The organism is Nocardioides faecalis (assembly GCF_018388425.1).
Taxonomy (GTDB): domain Bacteria; phylum Actinomycetota; class Actinomycetes; order Propionibacteriales; family Nocardioidaceae; genus Nocardioides; species Nocardioides faecalis.
This window is the reverse complement of sequence record NZ_CP074406.1, coordinates 688380-712649: the sequence shown is the minus strand read 5'-3', so window position 1 is coordinate 712649 and position 24270 is coordinate 688380. Positions and strand designations below refer to the sequence as shown.

Below are 24270 nucleotides of genomic sequence, written 5' to 3'. Positions count from 1 at the left end.
CATTGTCTGCCCCGCGACCCGGTAAGTCGAAACCCCGACGGACGACGAACCTGGCGACCTGCCTTGTGACGGGCGTCACAACCCGTCAGGATTCGTGCACCTGCCATCGAAAGGGGCCCCGTGGCTTCTCTTGCCGGTCTGCGGCCGATCGACCCGACGGCCACCGCCTTCCTGCTCGCGGAGAGCCGGAAGATGCCCATCCACGTCGGCGCGCTGCACCTCTACGAACCGCCTCCGGACGCGGGCCCCGACTTCACCCGTGCCATGTACGAACACATGCGCGACAGCACGCACCCCTCGCCGCTGTTCCGCAAGCACCCGCACCGCTCGTGGCGCACCGCCGGCATCCCGATGTGGCGCACCGACGAGGAGTTCGACATCGAGCACCACCTGCGCCACAGCGCCCTGCCGGCGCCGGGGCGGGTGCGCGAGCTGTTCGAGCTGTGCGGCCGGCTGCACTCCAGCCGGCTGGGCTGGGACCGGCCGATGTGGGAGATGCACGTCATCGAGGGCCTGGCCGACGGTCGCGTGGCCACCTACACCAAGCTGCACCACGCGCTGCTCGACGGCGTGGCAGCGATGCGGCTGCTGGCCAGCGTGCTGTCCACCGATCCCGAGCGCCGCGGGATGCCGGCGCCGTTCGCCGACGGCGCCGCGCCGCCGCGGGACAAGCGACTCGCACCCGCCGGGGCGTCAGCCTTCCCCGGGGCGGACGTGCTGCGCTCCGCGCTCTCGCTCAGCGCGGAGGCCGCCGGGATGCCCTCCGCGCTGCTGCGCACCCTGGCCCGCGGGGTGCGCAACGAGACCTCCGCGGTCTCGCTGTCCGCGCCCCGCACCCTGCTCAACCGTCCCATCACGGGCTCGCGCCGGGTCGCCGCCCAGGACTGGCCGGTGCCCCGGCTGCGGGCGGTGGCCCGGGCCGGGGACGCCACCCTCAACGACGTGGTGCTGGCGATGTGCAGCGGCGCGATGCGGCGCTACCTGAACGAGCTGGACGCACTGCCCGAGGAGTCGATGGTGGCGATGGTGCCCATCGGCCTGAACGCCCGCCAGGTCGCGGTCGCCTCCGCCGAGGGCGGCAACGCGGTCGGGTCCGTGATGGTGCGTCTCGCCACCCACCGCCCCGACCCCGCCGACCGGCTGGCGACGATCAGCGCCTCGATGCGCGACGGCAAGCAGGCGCTGGCCACGATGACGCCCGCACAGATCGTGGCCATGAGCGCCCTCGGCATGGCCCCGGCGGTCGCGCTGCCGATGCTGGGGCTGCACCGGCTGGCGCCACCGCCGTTCAACCTGATCATCAGCAACGTGCCCGGCCCGAAGGTGCCGCACTACTGGAACGGCGCCCGGTTGGTCGGCAGCTACCCGCTGTCGATCCCGATCGACAACATGGCCCTGAACATCACCTGCACCTCCTACGACGACAAGATGGGGTTCGGGCTGACCGGGTGCCGTCGTACGGTGCCGCACCTGCAGCGGCTGCTGACCCACCTCGACGAGGAGCTGGTGGCGCTGGAGCGGGCGGTCGGCGCAAGCTGAGCCGTCTGAGCCGGCTCAGCTCTCGCGCTCCTCCAGCCCGCCGCCGAGCTGCTCGGCCACCGCCCGGAGCCGGGCGCGGGTGATGTCGGCGACGCAGGCGTAGCCCGCCCGGGCGGCGTTCGAGCCGGGGCGGGTGGGCTCGGCGGAGTTCACCGACAGGCAGGTACGACGCCCCCCGTCGGCCAGGTTCGCCAGCGCCACCGCGTGCCCCGTGGTGCCGCTGCCGGCGAAGCAGTCCAGCACCCGGGCGTCGTCCGGCATCGTGTCGAGCAGCCGGCGCAGCAGGCCGGTGGGCTTGGGCGACTCGAAGACGTGGCCGAGGATCTCCTTGAGCTCGGCCACCGCGGTGTCGGTCGAGCCGATCTCCTCGGCGAGCCAGATCGTGCGCAGCTTCTTGCGCCGCCCGCCGACGGGGTGGCGCCAGTCGCGCTGATAGACGTCGACGCGCTCGCCCCGGGCCCCGCGCACCAGCCGGCACTCCAGGTCGTCGGCCCGCTCGGCGACGCGTGGGCGCGACCACCGCCACACCGCCGGCGTGCCGTCCCCGAAGACCGGGACGACCGCCACGGCGCCGGGGAACGGCTCCAGCGCGACCCGGCCGCTCACCGGGTCGCCCCACAGCTCGAAGTGCAGCGTCGGCGCGGTCATCGGGTTGAACCGCTTGTTGGTGTTGCGCAGCGGCAGCCGGCGGTACCGCCGACCGTCCTCGGCGAGGAGCGGGAAGTCCGACTCCACGACCGTGCTGGCCGAGGAGGCGTCCAGGACACAGCGCTCGGCGTCACGCGCGTAGACGAGCAGGTACTCGTGCGACGTGGCGAACCCGCGACCGAGCTGGCGTCCCTTGGGGTTGAGATTCACCACCACCTGGGCGAGGAGGTTCTGCTCGCCGAAGACCCGGTCCATCGCCAGGCGCAGGTGCGCGACCTCGTGGTCGTCGATGCTGACCGCCACCGCACCGGTCGGCGCCAGGACACGTCGTACCGCCTCCAGCCGGGGCTCGATGAACGCGACCCAGGCGGCGTGGCGACCCTCGGCGCCGGCGCCGCGGGCACCGCGGAAGTCGTCGCGGTAGGCGAAGTCGTTGCCGGTGTTGTACGGCGGGTCCAGGTAGGCCAGGTCGAACGACTCCGGCGCGAGCGTGGCGAGGACGTCGAGATTGTCTCCCTCGACGAAGGCGTTCCACGCGGGGCGGGGCTCACCGGGCACGGCCCGATCCTGGCAGTGATCGTGCGCCCGTGCCGAGCGGGGCCGCCACCCGGTCCGGCCTGCGGCGAGGACCGGTGTGCTGGGAGGATCGGGGCGTGGCGCGCCGTACCTTCACCCGGGCCGAGCTGGAGTCCTTCCGCGACGCCCGCGTCCCCGACCTGCTGCCGACCTCGCCGGACCAGGTGCTCCGGCTGCTGTTCGTGGGGATCAACCCCGGGTTGTGGACGGCGGCGACCAGCACCCACTTCGCACACCCGGGCAACCGGTTCTACCCCGCGCTGCTCGCCGGCGGGGTGATCGAGCGGCCGATCGACCCGGCCGACGGGATGAGCGAGGACGACCGACAGATGATGCGCGAGCGCGGCATCGGGATCACCAACCTGGCGCCGCGGGCGACCGCGAAGGCCTCCGAGCTCAGCGCCGAGGAGCTGCGGGCCGGTGGCGCGGCGCTGCGCGAGCTGGTGGCGCGGCTGCGGCCGGCGGTGGTCGCGGTCGCCGGGATCACCGCCTACCGCACCGCCTTCGGGCTGCCGAAGGCCGTCGCCGGGCGCCAACCCGAGGACCTGGCCGGGGCCCAGCTGTGGGTGGTGCCCAACCCCAGCGGGCTGAACGCGCACGAGACCGTGGCCTCGCTGGCACGCGCCTACCGCGAGGTCGCCGAGGCGGCCGGGATCGTCTGACTCCCGCCTCCCGCCTCCCGCCGGCCGCCGGCCGGGTAGAGGTGCCGGTCAGGAGGTGCCGGGCACGAGGACCTTCGTCTGCTCGACGGCCTCGTCCGCGGACACGTCGGTCGTCATCGTGACCTCGCCACTCGTGCGGTCGGCCTCGATCCGCAGATCGAAGCTGTAGGGGTCCTCGGCCTTCTCGACCGCTCCCTCCACCGCCTCGATCATGGTCTCGGCCTCGACGACGGAGAGCTTGAACGGCCGGGGCATGTAGTCCTCGTAGTAGCTCTCGGAGACCTCGAGCCGGTAACCCTCGGAGTAGTCGTTGAACTCGACCGTGCTGATCTCGTCCTCGTTCGGGTCGAAGTACTCGATCCGCAGCGCGTACTCGGAGAGCCGCACCGAGATCACGTCCTCGCCCACGCGCCGCGCGGCGGTCTCCAGGCCACGGGTGAGCAGCGCGGCGTCGAGCATCTCGGTGTCGAGATCGGTGCGGTAGGGCTCATCGTCGCCGTTCGAGGCGATCGCGATGAGCGCGATGACGATCGTGATGGGCGCGATGACCCCCCAGAACACGGCCTTGCCCGACAGGACCTTGCCCGCGGCGCCGCTCTTCCCCGCGCCGTTCCCGCTCGTCCCGGTGGACTTCGACCTGCTCGAGCCGCTCGGCTTGCGCGAGGTTCCCGGCTTGCGCGAGGTGCGTGCCTTCGGCCCCTTCCCCGGCCCGGTGCGGCGGGAGGAGGCGGCGCCGCCGGTCGTGCTCGTCGTCGTACCGGAGCCGACGGGCCGACCGTGCTCGTCGCGGACCTCGGACGGAGCCTCGTAGCGGCGCCAGTCTCGCTTCTTCGCCATGGCGTGAGTGTAGGGAAGCAGAGCCCTCCCCAAACCTGCTGGTTCACCCTGTGTCCACCCGTGCCATCAAGGCGTCCCGGCATTGCGGCGGGACGTCCGTCACTGCCCGCGAGCCCTGCGCCGCCCCCGCCCGGCACCGACAGCCACGTCCCGACTACCGTCGGGGGTGCGATGGAGAGCAACGACCCGCAGGTGCCGCAGACCGACCAGGACCACGCCGAGCGGCCCGAGCGCCCGGATCCCCTGGCCCGGGTGATCGAGGCACTGACTGACCAGGAGTACGTCGTCGAGCAGCCGCTGCCCGGCGTGCTGCAGGTGACCGGCCGCTTCTCCAACCCGGAGCGGATCGCGCTGCGCGCCGCGGCCGACGCCGGGGACCGTGCGATCGCGGTGTGGGCGACCAGCCACCGCGACGACTGGGTGCTGGTCTGCTGGGACCGCCCCGACCTCGTGACGATCACACAGCGCGGCGGCGCGCCGCAGCGGTGGCGGCACCGCCGGCTGCCCGCCACGCTGACCCCGGCCGCGCAGACGTTCCTGGAGGGCGCGGCGTCGTCCTTCGACATCGTGACCCGGCCCAAGCACCAGCCCACCGAGGCCGCGCGCGAGGTGCTCGCCCGGTTCGGCATCACCGAGCCGGCGCCGCCCGGCTGGGTCGCGCCCGTCGTCGAGGTCCCCGAGCCCGTGCAGGAGGCGCTGCCCACCGCACGGCCCAAGACGGTCCGGGCCCCGCGCGCGAGCACGAAGGCCCCCGCCAAGCCGGTCGCCCCGGAGCCCGTGGTGAAGGTGTGCCCGAACTGCTTCATGGCGATCCCCGCCACGGGGGTCTGCGACAACTGCGGCTGAGGCCGCGAGCGGGCGGTGCCCACCGGACCTCGACGGCCCGGCGGGTCAGGTCAGCCGTAGTGGCAGACGTAGCCCAGGGTCTCGACGACCTCGATGTCGAACGAGGAGTCGCCGGGCACGCTGAAGGACTCCCCCGCGCCGTGCTCGGTCCACTCCTCGGCGCCGGCGAGCCGCACCCGGCAGCGCCCGGCGTTGAGCTCCATGACCTCGGGCGCGGCGGTGCCGAAGGTGAGGGTGGCCGGGAAGATCACGCCGGCGGACTTGCGGGTGCCGTCGGCGAGGTGGAACGTGTGGCTGACGCAGGCGCCGTCGAAGTACACGTTGGGCGTGGGGTCGAGGGTGACGTTCTCGTAGACGTTGGCTGCGCTCACGACCGGCAAGGCTAGTGCTCACCCACGCGGGCGCAGCACAGCGGTCCCGGGCAGGGCGCGGGGACTGCGCCGGTAGGCCGACACGCTCGGCTCGCCCGCCAGCCAGAACCGCCAGGGCACGTCGGCGGCCTTCGAGACCCCGACCCGGGGCCCGGCCTGGACCGGTCGGTCGTGCGACACCTCGGGCCCCAGCCTGATCGCACCGCCGGCGAGGACGTCGGTGCCGAGGTCGGCCAGCGTGATGCCGAGCGCCTGCGCCAGGTTGCCGGGACCGCGGGCCAGGCGCTCGTCGGGCACCGCGCCCGCTCCCCTGCCGGCGCCGCGGCGCTCGCGGGCCAGGTCGAGGCCGTCGACGACCTCGCCGGCGCGCAGCAGCACCGCGGCACCGATGTCGGTCGGGCCGGTGACGATGTTGGCGCAGTAGTGGATGCCGTAGGAGCGGTAGACGTAGAGCCGCCAGGGCGGGCCGTACATCACCTCCGAGCGGGGCGTGCGGGTGTAGGCGTGCGAGGCCGGGTCCTCGATGCCGCCGTACGCCTCGACCTCGGTGATCCGCACCGTCACCCCGTGCGCGGTGAGGTGGCGCCCGAGCAGGGAGCGGGCACGCCGTACGACGTCGGCGACGGGCTCAGTGGGCACGCCGCGACGCTAGCAACGCCGCCTCAGCGGATCGGGGCCGCCAGCGGGAGGCTGCGGTCCGCGAGGTCGCGGACCTTGCTGCCGCAGCTGGCGAGCACCTGGTCGTCGACGCAGTGGTAGGCCGCCGTCGTGGTGCCGGTGGCGAGGTCGCGGGCCCAGGTGGAGCCGAAGTCGCGCAGCCGCTGGGTCTGGGTGCTGCTGGGCGAGCACAGCGCGCCGGCGGTGCCGACGAGGTCGGTGTCCTCGCCCTCGACGTCGGTGTGGCAGCTGCCGCCGATCGGCGCGCCCAGGAAGTACGACGACCAGACCAGCTGGATGCCGACGAAGCCGCTGTCGAGGTCGTTGAGGGCGCCGAAGGAGTTGTTGGCCAGGTTCGTCACGCTCGGGCGCGCGGCGACCTGGAGCACGCGCCGGGCGCCGCCCGCGGAGATCGCCTGCAGGTTGGCGCTGAAGCCCTCGGCCGCGACGGCGTCGAAGAGCACGGCGCCCTTCAGCTGCGGGTAGCCGTTGGCGGCGAGCCGGGCGCCGACCGCGGAGGCGAAGTGGCCGCCGGCGGAGTGACCGCCCACGACGTAGGCGGTGGGCAGCGGCTTGCCGTTCGGCGGGGTGATCGCGCGGGCGGTCAGCCAGTCACCGACGGTGGCGGCGAGGGCGGGGTTGCCGGCGGTCATGTCGGCGTTGATGCACAGGACGGTGAGCCCCTTCTCCGCGATCGCCTTGCTGGTGCCGCGCAGGTGGCCACAGTTCCGGCTGAACCCGTGCTGCACCAGCATCAGCCCGTTCGAGGTGGCCTTGGGCTGGTACCAATCGACCGAGTACGACGTGCCGCCGATGACCGTCTGCGTGTTGGTGCAGGTGGTCGTGGACGAGGAGTACCCGGTGCAGGCCACGGCCGCGGCGCGGGCGGGTGCCGGCGCGCTCGCGATCAGGCCGGTGGCGACGAGGCAGACAGTGGCAAGGAACGTGCTGAGACGCCGGATCATGGAAGTCCTCCCGAGAATTTTGGAACCCTTGGAAGAAACCTAGGCGGCGTGTAGATCCTATATTCGGCTGTGCGGGCGATCTTCTCAGTCCCTGGACGACGACGTCCCGCCGGCGAGCTCGCGCTCGGGGCGGGACGGGGTCGGCTGACGTCACTCAGCCCGCGTCTGCGGCGCCGGGCCCAGGGCCCGGACGGGTCTTTCGGATCAGACGGCCTGACCGGCGTCGTAGATGCCGGCGGTGATCCGCTGGTGGGTCTTGGCACGCACGGCGGCGGCGTCGCCGACACCGGTGACGAAGTACTCCTCGTTGGGCTCACCGGTCTCGGGGTCCACGACCCACGCGGTGAGGAAGGGAGTCCACGACCAGGTGCCGCGGTGCTCGCGCAGCGCAGCGAGCGCCTTCGCGACCTGGCGGGCGGGAACGGTACGGGCGCCGTCGGCCTTGAGCCGCTCGGCGAGCTCGCCGTACGTGATCGGCTCGGCGCTCTCGCGGGCGACGTCGACGAGGATCTGCTCCGCCTTGCGGGCGAGCAGCTGGACTGCAGGAGTTGGTGCCACGACACCAGTCTGAGCGCTTGACAGCCCGGAACCCGCATCGGCGACGACTTTCCTGGGCGGAGCTCAGTAGATGATGCCGAACCACGTGGTGGCGCAGCCGTAGCAGACGTCGTGGTCGAAGCGGCCCTCCGGCGCGGTGTGGACGCGGCAATAGCGGCAGTAGCGGAACGTGCGCCGGCGCGAGGTATGCAGGCGCTTGACGACCTCCCTCGCCTGCTCGAGCTCGTAGGCGGCGACGTACTGCTGGCGCTCCGGGCGGTACGCCACCCGGTGGTCGATGGACCGGCCGTGCGGGGACGCCAGGAACACGCCGTGGGCGAACACCCGGATCATCAGCTGCGCCGGGTCGCCGGCGACGTGCCACGGCGTGGCCGGGCAACCCTCGCCGCCGGAGGGGTCGGCGTCGTAGTCGTGCCACGGCCCGGGCTCCTCCACCCGCCAGCCGGCACCGAAGAGCTCGGCGAACTCCTCGATCTCGAGGCCGATGATCGCCGCCAGCTCGCCGGTGAGGTCGGGCTTCTCCTCCACGCACATGGCATCCTCCGTTCCGCCCGCACGTCCGGCCGGCGTGAGAACAGGTTCCACCCGGCATCCGACGCAACTCAGCGCCGTGGCCGTGCTCGAGGGGACGCGGCGCTCAGATGCCCAGCCTGCGCGCGACGGACGGGCCGCCGACCTGCCGGACCCACTCAGGGTCGCCGACCACGACGAGCTGGTCGGTCGCCCGCGACATGCCGACGTACAGCCGCTCGCGGGCACGGTCGGTGACCGACTCCTCGTTGAGGCACAGCACGACCGCGGCACGCTCGAGGCCCTTGCAGCCGAGGACGTGGCCGTAGAAGACCTCCTCGGCGTCCCAGAACGTCTCCCAGTACTCCTCCTGGGTGCTGCTCTCGACCTGCATCCGGTGTGAGGTGTGCCGGTGGCCGGTGGTGATGAGCGCGACCCGGCCGGGCTCCCAGCCCTCCTCGTCGAGCAGCCGCACGACCTCGTCGTCGGCGGCCTCCTCGGCGTCGGCGGCCGAGGACGGCACGAACCGGACCTCCGGGCCGGAGCCGCCACGGGCATACATGCGCGAGGGCGCCAGCGGGGCGAACGCCTCGTGGATCTCACGGGTGTTGCGCAGGCAGTGGTCCAGCACGAGCGGGACCAGCGCCACCGGCGGGACGCCGAAGCGGCCGAAGATGCGCTGGTTCTCGTCCGAGAAGACGTAGAGCCCGCCGCGCTCCTCGTCGCGCAACGCCTTCAGCACCGGGGTCCACCACGACTCGGCGAAGTCCTGCGCCTCGTCGACCACCACCGCGTCGTACCGCTGGCCGTCCGGCAGGTCGTCCGCCAGCTCGCTCATCAGACGGGGCAGCTCCTCCTCCCAGAAGGCGCTGTCGGCGCGGTCGCCGTCGGGCGCCTCCCACTGCTTGCCGAACTCGTGGAAGGTGCCCACGAAGCTCGGCTGCTGGCGTCGGGGCCAGGAGGCGACCTGCCGCTTGAGGTACGTCGCCAGGCCGATCGAGTAGCAGATCAGCGCGACCCGCTGGGCCGGTCGCTCGTGCTTGGCGGAGCCGCGGGTGAGCTCCTTGGCCTGCTGCAGGGCCAGCACGGTCTTGCCGGAGCCGGCGCCGCCGCGGACCTCGACCCGGTTGATCAGTCGGGTGACCGAGAGGATCTGCATCTGCTGCTCGGTGAGCCGGTCCGCCTCGGCCGCCCGCTCCGCCGCCTCCGCGTTGACGTCGTAGTAGGAGGTGTTGAACCGGGCCGTCAGTGCGTCGGCGATCGCCGCGACGTCGTCGCCGTCCGGCGCGCGCTGGCTGTCTCCCTGGGACGCGTTGGCCCGCAGCCGGGTGACGAGGTGCGCGAGGTCGCCCTTGTCGTGCAGCGCCCACCGCGGCAGCTCGGGCACGGAGAAGTCGTCGCCGAAGACCGAGTACGGCGTCACCACCCCGTGCGCCCACCGGATCCGGGTGCGACTCCCCCACACCGCCTGGTTCTCGACGTAGGTGCGGATCGCGTACTTCGCGTCCCGCGCCTGCGCCACCGGCGCGATCCAGTGCGCCTCGTCCGCGGCACCCTTCTGGATCCAGCCCTGGTCGTACCAGACCGAGCCTCCCTTGATCTCCAGCACCAGCGCGCCGAAGTCCGGCATCAGCACCACGAGGTCCGCCTCGTGGTCCTTGTCCTCGTTCGTCAGCCGGACGTTCGCCAGCAGCACGTCGTCCGGGCCGAGCTGGTCGCGAAGGAGGTCCCAGACCTCGCGCTCGGCGCCCGTCGTGAACGTGGGGTTCTCGGGGATGCAGGTCGGCACCGGGACATGGTCACACCGCGTGTCGCGTCGGTGTGTCGATTCGTCGAAGTACCCCGCGAGCGCGTCGGCTCAGCGGAAGCCAATGTGCCGTCGCCGCGCAGCTTCTGGGCCGCCCAGCGCCTGCAGAGCCTCCGTGACCCAGCCCAGTAGATCGTCCGTGCTCGCCACGAGGCCGTAGCCGCTGGAGCGCGGCAGCAAGAGGCATGGCAGAAGGCTCCTCCTACCCGCTAACGCCGACGGCCCGGCCCTCCCGAAAGAGGACCGGGCCGTCGTACGACTCAGCGGATCAGCTGTCGAATCTCATCCGAACGTCACTCCTAATTTCACGAGAGCCATTGGTGCCGCCACTCAGCGGACGACGCCCTCGGGCCAGAGCACCTCGACCCGAGTGCCCTTGCTTCGCGCGTAAGCCACCACGTCGCCAGTGCCACCGAGTCCGGCAGCGGGCTGTCCGTCCCAAACCGCAATGAGTACGTCAGACTCGTCTGCAACCTGTCGTCCGGCTGCGAAGAAGGCTGTCTCGGACGGGGCGCCATAGGAGAGGGTGACGACCGATGACGCCCGTTGGAGTAGCTCGTGGTACCTCGCGAGCCCCTCGCCGTCGAAGGTGACGTCGTACGACTGGCTCGGGATGATGACCCGAAGCGGGACTCCTTGATCCACGGCGATCGCCGCACACACCTGGTCGGCACCTTGGGCGAGGCTACCCACCATCTCGGATACGGATAGGTCCCGCAGGATGACCGGCAGGCGCTCTTCCAGGAGGGCAACGGTCTCGACTGGCAGACCCTGATGTCCGGTGATACCGAGGACGGTCACACGCTCCCCCTCTTGGCCAAGGTCCACAGCATGCGCCCGGCGGGCGTGAGGTAGACCTCGTGCCCATTGAGTGTGGCGAAGTAGAAGTCCTCGTCGTTCTCAGTGGTTGCGAGACCCACGTTCCGCAGACGCTTGAGGTAGTCGAGTTCCTGCTGTTCAGCCGTCCCGGGAGCGGAGAGTGGTCGTCCTTCCCCTTCGTGTTCGAGGGTGAGGGTGATCCGGTCGGCTTCGGATGCGAAGTGTTGCGGAAGACGACGCACGTCTTCCACTGAGATCCAACTGGGGCCTTGGCGGAGCACGACTGCGTCGGCGAGATTGGCCTTGAACACGGGGGTCTGCTCCCATGCGTCGAAGGCGCGAGAGGCATGAGCGTAGAGGGAGAGGGCGGTGATGTTGCCCAGATGATCCGTGGCCGCACCGTCCAATCCGTCGAGGAGCAGTCTCGTGAACTGACCGTGGCCACGGCTCTCCATCGAAACCTCGGTCGATTTCGATGCGGCCAGGACAGTCACTCCAGATGAGACGACCGCGATTTCCTTGCGGAAGTCCGGCGCAACCTGCATGGATTGGAGCCCTGGGGTGTTACCAACGTCTCCGCTGAAACAGCAGTCGAGGATGATGGTTACGGTCCGCGCGGCACTGCCGTTCGCCAAGGTCATGAGTTCACTGACCGGCACGCCATCAAGTTCAGAGGTGACGAGTTCGGCCCCTCGGTCGTCCTGCCGTCCGTGTCCAGAGAAGTAGAACACTAAGTCCATGCCCGAGACATTGGTGAAGAAGTCCTTGATGCGCTGTCGGAGGAGCGGTCGCTCGATTGGCAGTTCCCCGTGGTCGGAGATTCGCGTCTCGACGGCGAAGTTGGGGGAGCCGTCATCATTCGTCCTCAGACGATCCGCGATCTCAACCGCGTCCGGAACGCAACCGTTGAGTGGTGCGCGAACGTAGTTGTTGACGCCAACCACTAGTGCTCTACGGGTGCGACTCAAAGTGGCTCATCACAGTTGAGGGTGTAGCGCGGGTTGGCGTGGCGGTCCCGGGATAGGCGTCGAGGTCTCCCGAAGATGAAGGCTCCTACACGCTCATCTCGAAAGACCTCGACGTGCCCGACGCTACCGTCGGCGACCGCTCGCATGCGTTCGCCCACCCCGATCTGTCCACCTTCTGCCGACTCGATGAGCTCGGCCTCGTCGTCACCGGCCAGCGCCTCGAACCCGGTCGCGCGGTCCTCGCATGCCGGGTCCTTGAGCCCGACCAGTGGTGCCGCCGCTGCGGCTGCGAAGGGGCACCGCGCGACACCGTGACCCGACAGTTGGCCCACGAACCGCTCGGGTGGCGGCCCACGACGCTGATCGTCACGATCCGTCGCTACCGGTGCAGCGGCTGCGGTCACGTGTGGCGCCAAGACACCAGCCGTGCGGCTGAGCCGCGCGCGAAGCTGTCGCGCCGTGGGCTGCGGTGGGCACTCGAAGGAGTGGTGGTCGCCCACCTCACCGTCGCCCGGGTCGCCGAGGCACTCGGGGTCGCCTGGGGCACCGCGAACGACGCAGTCCTGGCCGAGGGCAAGCGGGCCCTGATCGACGACCCGGCCCGCTTCAACGGCGTGAAGGTTGTCGGCGTCGATGAGCACGTCTGGCGTCACACCAAGAAGGGCGACAAGTACGTCACCGTGATCATCGATCTCACCCCGGTCCGCGACGGCACCGGACCCGCGCGGCTGCTGGACATGGTCGAGGGCCGCTCGAAGCAGGCCTTCAAGACCTGGCTCGCCGCCCGCCCCGACGCCTGGCGCCAGGGCGTGGAGGTCGTCGCGATGGACGGGTTCAGCGGGTTCAAGACCGCCACCACCGAGGAACTCCCCGACGCGGTCGCGGTCATGGATCCCTTCCACGTGGTGCGCCTGGCCGGCGACGCGCTGGATCGGTGCCGACGCCGGGTCCAGCAGGCCATCCACGGCCACCGCGGACACAAGGGCGACCCGCTCTACGGGGCCCGGCGCACCCTGCACACCGGCGCCGGGCTGCTCACCGACAAGCAGACCGCCCGACTCGCCGCGCTCTTCGCCGTCGATGCGCATGTTGAGGTCGAGGCAACCTGGGGCATCTACCAGCAGATGATCGCCGCCTACCGCGACGAGGACCGCGGCCGTGGCCGGGCACAGATGGTCAAGCTCATCGAGGCGGTCAGCGCAGGCGTCCCCAAGGCCCTCAGCGAGGTCGTCACCCTCGGTCGGACGCTGAAGAAGCGTGCCGACGACGTGCTGGCCTACTTCGACCGACCGGGCACCAGCAACGGGCCAACGGAGGCGATCAACGGCAGGCTCGAGCACCTCCGCGGATCCGCGCTCGGGTTCCGCAACCTCACCAACTACATCGCCAGGAGCCTGCTGGAGACCGGTGGCTTCAGGCCGCGCCTACACCCTGGATTCGGATGAGCCCTCAAAGTCACGCCCATCCCGCGTAGCGACCGTTCTTGCCCGCCCTGGCGCACTTGTCGACCATCGCGGCGACGGTTTCCCACTTCCACGCGACGACGTTGTTGCGAGCGAGCCCGGTGGGCAGGGTGGAGGTGGTGCCTGCCCCGTTGACGTAGACGCCGAAGCACGGGACGTCTCGCGCCTTGGCCATCTCGATTTCCTTCACGACCCCGGTGGCGGTACCCATGTGCTTGCCCACGAGAACAATCAGCATGTGGCAACTGTTGATCTTCTCCTTGATCAACTTCTCCCACTCGGCCTGGGGCAGGTGCTTCTTGGAGGACCAGTCCTCCACCGCGAAGGGCGTCGGCGACTTGTCCTTGGCCTGGCCCGCGAACAGGATCTTGGGCGTCTGGTCGTGGTCGAAGTCGAAACTCAGAAATGCTCGTGGCAGGGCCATCTCAATTGCTCCTTAGGATCATGGCGTCGTAGCGAACGTAGGTGGTGCCACCGACAGTCGCAGGAAGTATCGGCATGTTGCCGCCGTCGCGATTCGCCCTGTCTCCGTCCGACTGCCGCAGCCGATCGCTAACGTGCGGTGCACCGCCGGTATGGCGGGCTCCGGGTGCTCCGGGAATTCGGGTCCCCCTGTCTCGTGGCGGGGGAAGGCACCAGCGTGTGGCGACATGGACGTGTCGCTACTTCTTCTCTACGCGAACGCAGCCCCGAATGTGGGAGGCGCGCCACATACATACTGGCAACTTCAGTAGCCGCTGAACATGCGGCTGACGACTTGGTGAACGCTGATGTCGCCTGGGACGCCGACCGGCGTCACCGAGACCCCCGCCGCGCCGTTCCAGCCCGTGTGGGGGTCGTCGGCTTTGGAGAGTTCCTTGATGATGCTGTCAGGTGGCACAGCATAGGCACCGTCGTCTCCGGTCAGGCGCGTCACACGACGGGTTTATCTCCGTGAAGCACGACGATGGCTTCCCCGAATGGGCTGTCCGGATGCCACCTGTGCGTCCACCGGTGCCACCGCGATGGATGGCGAGGACTGTCACCAACCTGGCCGAGGCATTGGGCCGACCTGGCCAGAACACGCGGTCGGGCAAATCCCTGGGACTCCCGGTATCCGAGGTAGTCGCACTTCGCGAGGCCGGGACACTCCTCGGACTACCCACAAGCGGGCGGTGGGAGTACCCCGCTTGCCAGTTCCACCGCCGCAGCGAGACCGGTCGAGATCATGCATGACCTGGGCCCGTTCTTCCGTGCCCTGCGTGACTTCGCCCCATGGGCAGTCGCAATCATGCTGCGTACCTCTGCGGACGAACTGGCCGGAACCACACCCCTTGCTTGGGTCCTTGAAGGCAACTATCCGGCGGCAATCGAACGACTCGGCGACATCATCGCGCGAGAGTGGGCGGCAGGCTCCGCCCCGCCCCTAACCCGACAGGCACTCAGAGGGCTGGCCGGGAGGCAACCCGACGCGAGACAAATAGAAGTAGGAGGAGGGGCTGGACCCGATGGATCCAGCCCCTCCTCCTATTTGCCTGTCTCTACGAGTCGCAGTTTCGTGAGAATCTGTCGCACTCTGATGCGAATCTGTCGCGTTCTAGTGCGAATCCTGTCGCGATCTCGTGAGAACCGTCATCAACTGCAGCCCGAGGTGCTGCCGCAGCCCTCGCAGACGTAGCAGGAGCCGGCGGGACGCATCTTGGTGCCGCAGGTCATGCACAGCGGGCTGTCGACGGCGGTGCCGGTGAGCTTCTCGAGCAGCTCGGCGGTGGTCTTGGCGACCTTGGCCTCGGGCTCGACCGACGGGGCACCGGCCAGCAGGTCGGCGTCCTCGGCCTCGACCAGCTCGACCTCGGCGTCGGCCGCCTTGGCGACCGGGACGGTCTCGAGCAGCTCGGAGGCGTTGCCGGTCTCCTCGACGGGCTCGTACGAGCCGGTCTCGAGGTGACGCTGACGCTCCTCGGCCGAGTAGATGCCGAGCGCCGAGCGCTCGTCGAAGGACAGGTAGTCCAGCGCGAGGCGACGGAACACGTAGTCCATGATCGACTGCGCCATCCGCACGTCCGGGTCGTCGGTGAGGCCGGCGGGCTCGAAGCGCAGGTTGGTGAACTTCGAGACGTAGGTCTCCAGCGGGACGCCGTACTGCAGGCCGATCGAGACCGCGATCGAGAACGCGTCCATCACGCCGGCCAGGGTCGAGCCCTGCTTGCCGAGCTTGAGGAAGATCTCGCCCAGGGTGTTGTCGTCGTGGGCACCGGAGGTCATGTAGCCCTCGGCGCCGGCGACGGTGAACGACGTGGTCCGGGCCTGGCGCGACTTCGGCAGGCGCTTGCGGGTCGGCGCGTAGACGACCTTCTCCACGACCTTCTCCACGACCTTGGTCGCGGCCGCGGCGGCCTCCGCGGCGTCGGCCGCGTCCTTCTTGGCCTTGCCGCCACCGTCGGCCAGCGGCTGGCCGACCTTGCAGTTGTCGCGGTAGATCGCGGTGGCCTTGAGGCCGAGCCTCCACGACTCCAGGTAGATCTGCTCGATCTCCTCGACCGTCGCCGACTCCGGCAGGTTCACGGTCTTCGAGATGGCGCCGGAGAGGAACGGCTGGCAGGCGGCCATCATCTTGACGTGGCCCATGGGCTTGAGCGAGCGCTCGCCCATCGCGGTGTCGAAGACCTCGTAGTGCTCCGGCTTGAGGCCGGGCGCGTCCACGACGTGGCCGTGCTCGCCGATGTAGTCGACGATCGCCTCGATCTTCTCGGCGTCGTAGCCGAGCTTCTTCAGCGCCCGCGGCACCGTCTGGTTGACGATCTGCATCGAGCCGCCGCCGACGAGCTTCTTGAACTTCACCAGGGAGAAGTCGGGCTCGATGCCGGTGGTGTCGCAGTCCATCATGAAGCCGATGGTTCCGGTGGGCGCGAGCACCGAGGCCTGCGCGTTGCGGAAGCCGTTGGTCTTGCCCAGCTCGACGACCTTCGCCCACTCGTCGGTGGCCGCCTTGTGCACGGCGGTGTCGTTGAGGTGCAGCGGACGGACCGCGTCGTTGGCGGCCTGGTGCTTGCGCATGACCCGCTGGTGCGCCTCGGCGTTGCGGGCGTAGCCGGCGTACGGGCCGACGACGTCGGCCAACTCCGCCGAGCGGCGGTACGACGTGCCGGTCATCAGCGAGGTGATGGTGGCCGCCATTGCGCGACCGCCCTCGGAGTCGTAGCCCAGGCCCATCGCCATCAGCAGCGCGCCGAGGTTGGCGTAGCCGATGCCGAGCTGGCGGTAGTCGCGGGTGGTCGCACCGATCGGCTCGGTCGGGAAGTCGGCGAAGCAGATGGAGATGTCCATCGCGGTGATGATCAGCTCGACGGCGCGGGTGAACAGCGCGGCGTCGAAGGTGTCGTCCTCGCGCAGGAACTTCATCAGGTTCAGCGACGCCAGGTTGCACGAGGAGTTGTCCAGCGACATGTACTCCGAGCACGGGTTGGACGCGGTGATCCGGCCGGTCTCGGGGTTGGTGTGCCAGTCGTTGATCGTGTCGTCGTACTGCAGGCCGGGGTCGGCGCAGGCCCAGGCGGCCTCGCTGATCTTGCGGAACAGCGAGCGGGCGTCGACGGTCTCGATGACCGAGCCGTCCTTGCGCGAGCGCAGGCCGAACTCGCGACCCTCCTCGACCGCGCGCATGAACTCGTCGTTGACGCGCACCGAGTTGTTGGCGTTCTGGTACTGCACGGACGTGATGTCCTTGCCGCCCAGGTCCATGTCGAAGCCGGCGTCACGCAGGGCGCGGATCTTGTCCTCCTCGCGCCACTTCGTCTCGACGAACTCCTCGATGTCGGGGTGGTCGACGTCGAGGACGACCATCTTCGCCGCGCGCCGCGTGGCGCCACCGGACTTGATGGTGCCCGCGGAGGCGTCGGCGCCGCGCATGAACGAGACCGGGCCCGAGGCGGTGCCGCCGGAGGAGAGCAGCTCCTTGGAGGAGCGGATGCGGGAGAGGTTCAGGCCGGCGCCGGAGCCGCCCTTGAAGATGAAGCCCTCCTCCTTGTACCAGTTCAGGATCGAGTCCATCGAGTCGTCGACCGAGAGGATGAAGCACGCCGAGACCTGCTGCGGGGAGGCGGTGCCGACGTTGAACCACACCGGGGAGTTGAACGAGAAGTACTGGTGCACCAGAAGCCAGGTCAGCTCGTGCTCGAAGACCTCGGCGTCCGCCGCGGACGCGAAGTAGCCGTTCTCGATGCCGGCCTTGGTGTAGGTCTTCACGACCCGGTCCACCAGCTGGCGCAGCCCGGTCTCGCGCTCCGGGGAGCCGACGGCGCCGCGGAAGTACTTCGTGGTGACGATGGTGGAGGCGTTGAGCGACCAGAAGTCGGGGAACTCCACACCCAGCTGCTCGAAGACGGTCTCGCCGGTCTTCCAGTTGGTCTGGACGACGTCGCGCCGCTCCCAGTTGATCTCGTCGTAGGGGTGCACGCCCTCGGTGCTGAACACCCGCTCGATCTTCAGGCCCTTGCCGGCGCCGCGGCGCGTCTCGGTGGGGTTGCTGGCCGTCTCGGTCATCGCTGTGTGTTCTCCCTGGTGTCCGTGCATGTGTGGTGCGGCGAGTGGTGGTGCTGTGTCGTGCTGAGCGGTGTCGTGCTCTTGCTGCAACGTGGTGCCCCGGCAGGCGGCTTCCCCACCACCTGCCGGGAGTCTGTGGTCAGCCCGCGGGGGCCGGGTGAGCGGATTCGGACTGCAGCTGGCGCTCGGCGCGCAGCATGGCGATCTCGTTCTCGAAGTCGGCGGCGGAGTCGAAGCCGCGGTAGACGGAGGCGAAGCGCAGGTAGGCGACCTCGTCGAGGCGCCGCAACGGCGCCAGGATGGCCAGGCCGACCTCGTGGGCGGCGATCTCGGGGCTGCCGCCCAGCCGGAGCTGGTCCTCGACGTCCTGGCCGAGCCGGGCGAGGTCGTCCTCGTCGACCGGGCGGCCCTTGCACGCCTTGCGGACGCCGGCGATGGCTTTGGAGCGGGTGAACGGCTCCGTGGCGCCGGAGCGCTTGAGCACGGTCAGCTGCATCGCCTCGACCGTGGTGAACCGCTTCTCGCAGTCCTGGCACATCCGGCGGCGGCGGATCGAGCAGCCGTCGTCGGCGACGCGCGAGTCGAGGACCTTCGTGTCGGTGTGCTTGCAGAATGGGCAGTGCATAAGGTCCTCCTCCCCGGGGGTGCACCTGTGGACGGCAGCGGGACCGCCTGTGCAGAACGCGTCAAATCCTGTGGACTCCACGATCCATCCTGTGGACTAGATGTGGAGAACTACATCCTTGTAACTACTAGATGTTGTGGTAACCGTACGCCGTGTGCGCCACGGCGTGCAAGTGCTCAGCCGCCTCTGCGGCGCAGTTTTTACCCGCCGCCACGTTTACGCAGGTCACAGGCCGCGCGGCATCCACCGACGGGCCAAAGGCCCGGCTCACAGCGGCCTCGCGGACGGCCCGCGGCACGGGCTCGGCGGGTTGGCCGGCCCCGGGGCCGCCGATCGGACACAATGGCGGGCGTGGCTGGGGGGAAGCGGGCAGGCAAGCGGGCGGGCAGCCGCGAGCGGGCGCAGTTCCGCCCGGACCTGGCCCTGATGGCCGTCGCCATCACCGCTGCGGTGGTCGGCTGGGGATTCCTCGTGTTCACCGCCATCGGCTTCGGCGCCGACGCCCGCCAGGACGGCAGGGCCAGCTCCTGGCTGCTGCTCATCGCGTGCGCCCTTGCCGCCATGGCCTGCCTCTTCCTCGCCTTCATGCTCGCCGCGCGGCTCGCGCGCGCGCTCGGCATCGCCAGCGCCCCCGAGTCCAAGCCCAAGCGGGACCCGAACGCACCCAAGGGCGGCAAGCGCGCCGCTCGGTGAGCGCGAAGGGCGGGACCCGGCAACGGGTCCCGCCCTTCGTCTTCCCCTGCTCCGCCGGGGTCGAGGCGGCGGAGAGTCTGTGCGGCCCGCTCAACGGGTCGGGATGCGGAGCTCCTGGCCGGCGTAGACCACGCTCGACGACAGCGTGTTGAGCTGCTGGATGTCCTGCATCGCGGAGCGGACGTCGGTGCCGGTCTCGGCCGCCACGTCGCTGGCGATCGCCCACAGGGTCTCCCCCGGCGCGACCGTGACGACCTCGACGGCGGCGGGGTCGCCCTGCGCCCAGGTGGCCACCGAACCGGCGGCGACGAGCACCGCGACGAATCCGATCACCACCAGCGCCAGCGCCAGGACGACGACCCGCCCTCGGCGCGTCAGCCGGACAGTCGAGCCGGTGCGGACCTGGCCGGCGCGGGCCTGGCGAACCGCGGGCAGCACGCGGGTCTCGGTGTGGAACGGGGCAATGGTGGCAGTGCTCATCTGGACCTCCGGGGGAAGTGGGCGAGCCTCAGTTCTAGGAGGACCGTCCGACGGAAGTGTTCGATCAGAGGTTCGATCGAACATGTGTACGAGACTAGATCACATGTTCGAACAAGTCCAGGGTTTGTTCGACAAGATGTTCGAACACCCCGCGCTCGTGCCGCCGACACGCCTGTTCGAACAGATGTTTGATGCGGGGCGCCCGGTTCCGTTAGCGTCGGTGCCACCACGCCGGGCTCCCCGGCAGCGACACCGCCGCGCGAACTGGAGGCCGATCCCATGGCACAGAGCAAGGACCGCACCGTCACGGAGCTGCCGGACGGCCCGCCCGACTCCTCGGGACTCACGCCGCGCCAGCTGCGGGTCCTGGCCCACATCAAGGACAGCATCGAGAAGCGCGGCTACCCGCCGAGCATGCGGGAGATCGGCCAGGCCGTGGGCCTGACCAGCACGTCCAGCGTCGCCCACCAGCTGCGCTCCCTGGAGGAGAAGGGCTACCTCAAGCGGGACCCGAACCGGCCCCGCGCGCTCGAGGTTTTCCTGCCCGAGGTGCTCAAGGCCCGCCGCGCGATGGGTGCCGCCGAGGAGACGTCGTACGACGAGACGGGCATCGGCGACGCCGCGCCCGCCCCCCGCAACGTGCCGGTCGTGGGCCGGATCGCCGCCGGCGGCCCGATCCTGGCCGAGGAGCGGGTGGAGGACGTCTTCCCGCTGCCGCGCCAGCTGGTCGGCGACGGACAGCTCTTCCTGCTCGAGGTCAGCGGGGAGTCGATGATCGAGGCCGCGATCTGCGACGGCGACTACGTGGTGATCCGCCAGCAGCCGTCCGCGGAGAACGGCGAGATCGTCGCCGCGATGATCGACGGCGAGGCCACCGTCAAGACGTTCCAGCGCAAGGACGGCCAGGTCTGGCTGCTGCCGCACAACCCGGCGTTCGAGCCGATCGACGGCACCAACGCCACGATCCTCGGCAAGGTGACCGCGGTCCTGCGTCGGGTCTGAGATCCGGCGGTGGTGCCGTAGGGTCGAGGGGTCATCGTCCCCCACCGAAGGCACCACTCCTGATGCTCCTGCGCGGCCGTTCGCCCTTCTCGGGGCTGGTCCTCTCCATCCTCACCTCGCTGGTCGCGGCACTGCTGGTCGTCACCGCCCTGGGCGTCAGCGCCCAGGCCGACCCGGTGAGCCCGGGCACGCCGGCCGACGGCTCGGCGCCCGCGGGCGGAGCCTCCGCCGCCGGCGCCGACCCGGGCGACCCCGAGCAGGTCGCCGAGCAGGCCCTGGAGACGGTCGAGGAGCTGATCGCCGACCCCGCGGCGAGCCTGACGGCGACGGGCGGTGAGAAGCCGGACCTGACCAACGCGCTCACCGACCTCGCCGAGGTGGCCGACGACCTGCGCGACGACCGCGCGGCCGAGGCGAAGAACATCATGGCCCGGCCCACGGACCCCACGAAGACCTGCGCGACCATCGACCTGGTCTGCTACGGCCCGGTCACCGACCAGCGCGTGTGCGCCGGTGGGGTCTGCGTGCACTACGTGACCAGCGGTCCGAACGCGGTCGCGCCCGAGAACGACGGTCCCGGTGGCCTGTACCCCGGCACGGCCGGCGGACGCCCCGACTACGTCGAGACCGTGCTCGACACGGTGCGCCACGTCCGCGACCGGTACCGGGCGGCCGGCTACCGCGCCGTGCTGCCCGACGGCACCGCGGGCGGGACCGCGAACGACTTCGACGTCTACCTGGGCCAGATGCCGAGCGGCTACTACGGCTACTGCGTCTCCTCGCCCAGCCCCAGCGCCGCCGCGCGCACCGCGTCGAGCTACTGCGTGCTCGACAACGACTACCGCGAGTACGCCAAGCACACCCCCCTGCAGAACCTGCAGGTCACGGTGGCGCACGAGTACTTCCACGCCGTGCAGGTCGCCTACGACGCCACGGAGGCCGTCTGGTTCCGCGAGGCGACCGCCACCTGGGCCGAGGACGAGGTGTACGACGGCATCAACGACAACCGTCAGTTCCTCCGCGACGGCCCGCTCGGCAAGCCCGGTCAGCCGCTGAACGCCTCGGCTGCCCGCTACGGCTCGTGGATCTTCTTCCGCTACCTCAGTGAGCGCTACCCGGCAGCGACCGGCGGCATGGCCAACATCGTGCGCCAGATCTGGGAGCGCTCCGCGCACAGCGGCCCCGGTGCGGCCGGCCAGACCAACCTGAGCGCCCTCTCCTCGGTGCTGGCCGCCCGGGGCTCCTCGTTCCGGGTCACCTTCGGCAAGTTCGCCGCGGCCAACCGCTACCCCGCCACCTCCTACTCCGAAGGCGCCGCCTACCGGCTCGCGCCGACGCTGCGCGGCTACCGGATCAAGCCCGGCAAGCGGGTCGCGCTGAGCACCAAGCTCTCCCGGCGGGCCTCGGGCACGGTCCGGTTCAAGTCGATGACCGGCGGCAAGCGCACCCTGAAGGTGCACGTCACCATCCCCAAGGCCACGGCCGGCGGTTACGCCATGGTCACGATCAAGCGGGCCGGCAAGAAGCCGGTCACCAAGCGGCTCCACACCAACAAGGCCGGCCGGGTGAAGAAGAGCTACTCCTTCGGCAAGGGTGTGGACTGGGTCGAGCTCACGCTGGCGAACGCCAGCTCGAAGCGGCGCCCGATCCAGGTCAACGCTCGGGTGCGCTGACCAGGCGCGCGAGCGCCTTGCGGACCAGCTGCGGGTCCGTGGTCGGCCACATCGGCGGCAGGCTCGACTTCAAGAACCCGCCGTAGCGGGCGGTGGCCAGTCGCGGGTCCAGCACCGCCACCACGCCGCGGTCGGTGGTGGTGCGGATCAACCGGCCCGCCCCCTGGGCCAGCAGCAGCGCCGCGTGCGTGGCCGAGACCTGCATGAACCCGTTGCCGCCGGCCTTGTCCGCCGCCTTCGACCGGGCGCTCATCAGCGGGTCGTCCGGGCGGGGGAACGGGATCCGGTCGATGATCACCAGCTGGCAGGTGTCCCCGGGTACGTCGAGGCCCTGCCACAGCCCGAGGGTGCCGAACAGGCAGGTGTGCGGGTCCTCGACGAACTGGCGGGCCAGCTCGGGCAGCTGCGCCTCGCCCTGGGCGAGGGTGGTCAGGTGCGGCAGCACCGTGCGGACGTGCTCGGCGGCCGCCTCCGCGGCCCGGCGGCTGGAGAACAGGCCCAGGGTCCGGCCCTCGGCGGCGTCGACCAGCTCGGCGATCTCGTCCAGCTGGGCCGGCCCGAGTCCGTCGCGTCCGGGCGGCGGCAGGTGGCGGGCGACGTACAGGATGCCCTGGCGGGGGTAGTCGAACGGGCTGCCGACGTCGATGCCGCGCCACGGCTGGGCGCCTTCGCCCTTCGCGACGGCCGGCAGCCGCTCCGAGGGCTTCAGCCCGACGGAGGTGGCGATGGAGTCGAAGTCGCCGCCGAGCATCAGGGTGGCCGAGGTCAGCACCACCGTGTTGTCGGCCAGCAGCTTGTCGCGCATCGGCCCCCACACCTGCAGCGGCGCCACGCACAGCGTCGGCGGCATCCGGTCGCCGCCCTCGGTGCGCCACAGCACGTCGGCCTCGGAGCAGGCGGCCATCCGCTCGGAGGTGGCGAACACCTCCTGCACCATCGCCTTGGCCTGGGTCAGGCCCGGGTCGGGCTCGCTGCCGGACTCCTGCTTGGGGAAGGCGGTCACGCACGCCCGCGCGGCGTCGCGCACCAGCACGAGGGCGTCGGCGAGGTCCTCAGGCAGCTGCTCGAACCGGCCCGGTCGCGCCTCGGCGACGGCGGCGCGCAGCGCGTCCGCGGCGTCGGCGAGGTCGTCGGCGGGGTTCGAGCCGCTGCGGTTGGCGGCGTCCACGTGCCGGGCGGCGCGGCGCGCGGCGCGCTCCACCTCGGCAGCCCACAGCTCGTCGGTGGCGGCCTGGGTGACCCGGGCGGCGAGCTCGTGCGCCTCGTCGATCACCACGGCGTCGTACTCGGGGATCATCGGGATGCCCTCGATGGCGTCGATCGCCAGCAGGGAGTGGTTGGTGATGATCAGGTGCGACTTGTGCGCCTTCTCCTTGGCCCGCTCGGCGAAGCACTCCTCGCCGTAGGCGCACTTCGCAGCACCCAGGCACTCGCGTGCCGAGACGCTGACCTGGCGCCACTCCCGCTCGGTGTGCCGCGGTGCCTCGTCCCGCTCCCCGCTCTCCTTGCGCTCGCTGGCCTTCTCGGCCCATGCCCGCAGCTCGAGCACCTTGGCACCCATCGAGCCCTCGGGCAGCTGCACGAGCTCGCCCTGCTCGTCGGGGGCGCCCTCGCGGATCCGGTGCAGGCAGGCGTAGTTGGAGCGGCCCTTGAGCACCGCGTACGACGTGTCCAGGCCGGGTCGCTTGCCGACGGCCTGCACCAGCCGCGGCAGGTCGCGCTCGACCAGCTGGTGCTGCAGCGCGAGGGTGGCGGTGGCGACCACGACCCGCTTGTCGTGCATCAGCGCGGGCACCAGGTAGCCCAGCGACTTCCCGGTGCCGGTGCCGGCCTGCACCAGCAGGTGCTCCTTGGCTGCGAGCGCCTCGCCGACGGCCTCGGCCATCGCGACCTGGCCGTCGCGCTGCTGGCCGCCGAGCGCGGTGACGGCGGCGCCGAGCAGCTCGCGCACCGCCGAGGCGGTCCCGGGACTCGCAGCGGCACTGGCGTCGGTGGTCACCGAGCAACCCTAAGTGGTGGGCGGGATGCCCCGGCACGGCCCTCCACAGCC

The 24270-nt window shown here is 70.6% G+C and carries 23 protein-coding genes; 7 read left to right on the top strand and 16 right to left on the bottom strand.

What is annotated here, in order from left to right; all coding sequences use genetic code 11:
* Window positions 1–120 precede the first annotated feature (120 nt).
* Window positions 121–1539, top strand: coding sequence for a WS/DGAT/MGAT family O-acyltransferase (locus KG111_RS03310; protein ID WP_249666275.1), 1419 nt, complete (start codon window positions 121–123; stop codon window positions 1537–1539).
* 15 nt (window positions 1540–1554) lie between these two features.
* Here the strand turns inward: KG111_RS03310 and KG111_RS03305 are convergent, their stop codons facing one another.
* A complete protein-coding gene (locus KG111_RS03305) occupies window positions 1555–2745 on the bottom strand; it encodes a site-specific DNA-methyltransferase (RefSeq protein ID WP_205290772.1) in 1191 nt (396 codons plus the stop codon).
* Between the two features lie 95 nt (window positions 2746–2840).
* On the opposite strand from KG111_RS03305, the gene KG111_RS03300 reads away from it, so the two are divergent.
* Entirely contained in the window at window positions 2841–3425 is a 585-nt protein-coding gene (locus KG111_RS03300; RefSeq protein WP_205290773.1) for a mismatch-specific DNA-glycosylase, read from the top strand.
* A gap of 48 nt (window positions 3426–3473) precedes the next feature.
* Here KG111_RS03300 and KG111_RS03295 read toward each other — a convergent pair whose 3' ends face one another.
* Window positions 3474–4262 carry a hypothetical protein gene (locus KG111_RS03295; protein ID WP_205290774.1) on the bottom strand — a complete coding sequence of 263 codons (789 nt, stop codon included), beginning with the start codon at window positions 4260–4262 and terminating at the stop codon, window positions 3474–3476.
* Between the two features lie 171 nt (window positions 4263–4433).
* Here KG111_RS03295 and KG111_RS03290 point away from each other — a divergent pair, with 171 nt between their 5' ends.
* Complete coding sequence (locus KG111_RS03290; RefSeq protein ID WP_205290775.1) at window positions 4434–5108, top strand: hypothetical protein; 675 nt, start codon at window positions 4434–4436, stop codon at window positions 5106–5108.
* 50 nt (window positions 5109–5158) lie between these two features.
* On the opposite strand, the gene ppnP is transcribed toward KG111_RS03290, so the two are convergent.
* The 8 genes from ppnP to KG111_RS03250 all read right to left on the bottom strand — a co-directional run bounded on the left by ppnP (window position 5159) and on the right by KG111_RS03250 (window position 11763).
* Window positions 5159–5479 carry a pyrimidine/purine nucleoside phosphorylase gene (ppnP, locus tag KG111_RS03285; protein ID WP_205290776.1) on the bottom strand — a complete coding sequence of 107 codons (321 nt, stop codon included), beginning with the start codon at window positions 5477–5479 and terminating at the stop codon, window positions 5159–5161.
* A gap of 18 nt (window positions 5480–5497) precedes the next feature.
* Window positions 5498–6118, bottom strand: coding sequence for a DNA-3-methyladenine glycosylase (locus tag KG111_RS03280; protein WP_205290777.1), 621 nt, complete (start codon window positions 6116–6118; stop codon window positions 5498–5500).
* Between the two features lie 23 nt (window positions 6119–6141).
* The gene (locus KG111_RS03275; protein ID WP_205290778.1) at window positions 6142–7101 is read right to left on the bottom strand and encodes an alpha/beta fold hydrolase; all 960 of its coding nucleotides are present in this window, start codon (window positions 7099–7101) and stop codon (window positions 6142–6144) included.
* A 204-nt stretch (window positions 7102–7305) separates the two neighbouring features.
* Window positions 7306–7659 (bottom strand): hypothetical protein, encoded by a 354-nt coding sequence (locus KG111_RS03270; RefSeq protein ID WP_205290779.1) that lies wholly within the window; start codon window positions 7657–7659, stop codon window positions 7306–7308.
* Between the two features lie 63 nt (window positions 7660–7722).
* Window positions 7723–8187 (bottom strand): hypothetical protein, encoded by a 465-nt coding sequence (locus KG111_RS03265; protein WP_205290780.1) that lies wholly within the window; start codon window positions 8185–8187, stop codon window positions 7723–7725.
* Between the two features lie 109 nt (window positions 8188–8296).
* Window positions 8297–9958 (bottom strand): nuclease-related domain-containing DEAD/DEAH box helicase, encoded by a 1662-nt coding sequence (locus tag KG111_RS03260; RefSeq protein ID WP_205290781.1) that lies wholly within the window; start codon window positions 9956–9958, stop codon window positions 8297–8299.
* A gap of 348 nt (window positions 9959–10306) precedes the next feature.
* Window positions 10307–10777, bottom strand: coding sequence for a hypothetical protein (locus KG111_RS03255; RefSeq protein WP_205290782.1), 471 nt, complete (start codon window positions 10775–10777; stop codon window positions 10307–10309).
* Window positions 10774–11763 (bottom strand): caspase family protein, encoded by a 990-nt coding sequence (locus tag KG111_RS03250; protein ID WP_205290783.1) that lies wholly within the window; start codon window positions 11761–11763, stop codon window positions 10774–10776. Before KG111_RS03250 ends, KG111_RS03255 begins: the two co-directional genes overlap by 4 nt.
* Window positions 11764–11876: 113 nt before the next feature.
* Between KG111_RS03250 and KG111_RS03245 the strand changes: the two genes are divergently transcribed.
* Entirely contained in the window at window positions 11877–13208 is a 1332-nt protein-coding gene (locus KG111_RS03245) for an ISL3 family transposase (RefSeq protein ID WP_205293123.1), read from the top strand.
* Window positions 13209–13218: 10 nt separating this feature from the next.
* On the opposite strand, the gene KG111_RS03240 is transcribed toward KG111_RS03245, so the two are convergent.
* From KG111_RS03240 to nrdR, 4 genes are all read right to left on the bottom strand, one after another.
* Window positions 13219–13650 carry a TIR domain-containing protein gene (locus KG111_RS03240; RefSeq protein ID WP_205292732.1) on the bottom strand — a complete coding sequence of 144 codons (432 nt, stop codon included), beginning with the start codon at window positions 13648–13650 and terminating at the stop codon, window positions 13219–13221.
* A gap of 303 nt (window positions 13651–13953) precedes the next feature.
* On the bottom strand, window positions 13954–14142 hold the full coding sequence (locus KG111_RS03235) for a hypothetical protein (protein WP_205292733.1): 189 nt from the start codon (window positions 14140–14142) through the stop codon (window positions 13954–13956).
* Between the two features lie 698 nt (window positions 14143–14840).
* On the bottom strand, window positions 14841–17747 hold the full coding sequence (locus KG111_RS03230; protein WP_205292734.1) for a vitamin B12-dependent ribonucleotide reductase: 2907 nt from the start codon (window positions 17745–17747) through the stop codon (window positions 14841–14843).
* Between the two features lie 139 nt (window positions 17748–17886).
* Entirely contained in the window at window positions 17887–18372 is a 486-nt protein-coding gene (gene nrdR, locus KG111_RS03225) for a transcriptional regulator NrdR (protein ID WP_205292735.1), read from the bottom strand.
* A 351-nt stretch (window positions 18373–18723) separates the two neighbouring features.
* Between nrdR and KG111_RS03220 the strand changes: the two genes are divergently transcribed.
* The gene (locus KG111_RS03220; RefSeq protein ID WP_205292736.1) at window positions 18724–19065 is read left to right on the top strand and encodes a hypothetical protein; all 342 of its coding nucleotides are present in this window, start codon (window positions 18724–18726) and stop codon (window positions 19063–19065) included.
* Window positions 19066–19155: 90 nt separating this feature from the next.
* On the opposite strand, the gene KG111_RS03215 is transcribed toward KG111_RS03220, so the two are convergent.
* Entirely contained in the window at window positions 19156–19545 is a 390-nt protein-coding gene (locus KG111_RS03215; protein ID WP_205292737.1) for a LysM peptidoglycan-binding domain-containing protein, read from the bottom strand.
* Window positions 19546–19824: 279 nt separating this feature from the next.
* On the opposite strand from KG111_RS03215, the gene lexA reads away from it, so the two are divergent.
* On the top strand, window positions 19825–20547 hold the full coding sequence (gene lexA / locus KG111_RS03210; protein WP_205292738.1) for a transcriptional repressor LexA: 723 nt from the start codon (window positions 19825–19827) through the stop codon (window positions 20545–20547).
* 62 nt (window positions 20548–20609) lie between these two features.
* On the top strand, window positions 20610–22220 hold the full coding sequence (locus tag KG111_RS03205; RefSeq protein WP_205292739.1) for an MXAN_6640 family putative metalloprotease: 1611 nt from the start codon (window positions 20610–20612) through the stop codon (window positions 22218–22220).
* Here the strand turns inward: KG111_RS03205 and KG111_RS03200 are convergent.
* The gene (locus tag KG111_RS03200) at window positions 22201–24219 is read right to left on the bottom strand and encodes an ATP-dependent DNA helicase (protein ID WP_205292740.1); all 2019 of its coding nucleotides are present in this window, start codon (window positions 24217–24219) and stop codon (window positions 22201–22203) included. The genes KG111_RS03205 and KG111_RS03200 overlap by 20 nt on opposite strands.
* Between the last annotated feature and the right edge of the window lie 51 nt (window positions 24220–24270).

Coding starts and splice junctions, on each gene's coding strand:
- KG111_RS03295 (WP_205290774.1), bottom strand. CDS start 4,262: ATGGCGAAGAAGCGAGACTGGCGCCGCTACGAGGCTCCGTCCGAGGTC.
- KG111_RS03290 (WP_205290775.1), top strand. CDS start 4,434: ATGGAGAGCAACGACCCGCAGGTGCCGCAGACCGACCAGGACCACGCC.
- KG111_RS03275 (WP_205290778.1), bottom strand. CDS start 7,101: ATGATCCGGCGTCTCAGCACGTTCCTTGCCACTGTCTGCCTCGTCGCC.
- KG111_RS03240 (WP_205292732.1), bottom strand. CDS start 13,650: ATGGCCCTGCCACGAGCATTTCTGAGTTTCGACTTCGACCACGACCAG.
- KG111_RS03230 (WP_205292734.1), bottom strand. CDS start 17,747: ATGACCGAGACGGCCAGCAACCCCACCGAGACGCGCCGCGGCGCCGGC.
- nrdR (WP_205292735.1), bottom strand. CDS start 18,372: ATGCACTGCCCATTCTGCAAGCACACCGACACGAAGGTCCTCGACTCG.
- KG111_RS03215 (WP_205292737.1), bottom strand. CDS start 19,545: ATGAGCACTGCCACCATTGCCCCGTTCCACACCGAGACCCGCGTGCTG.
- lexA (WP_205292738.1), top strand. CDS start 19,825: ATGGCACAGAGCAAGGACCGCACCGTCACGGAGCTGCCGGACGGCCCG.
- KG111_RS03205 (WP_205292739.1), top strand. CDS start 20,610: ATGCTCCTGCGCGGCCGTTCGCCCTTCTCGGGGCTGGTCCTCTCCATC.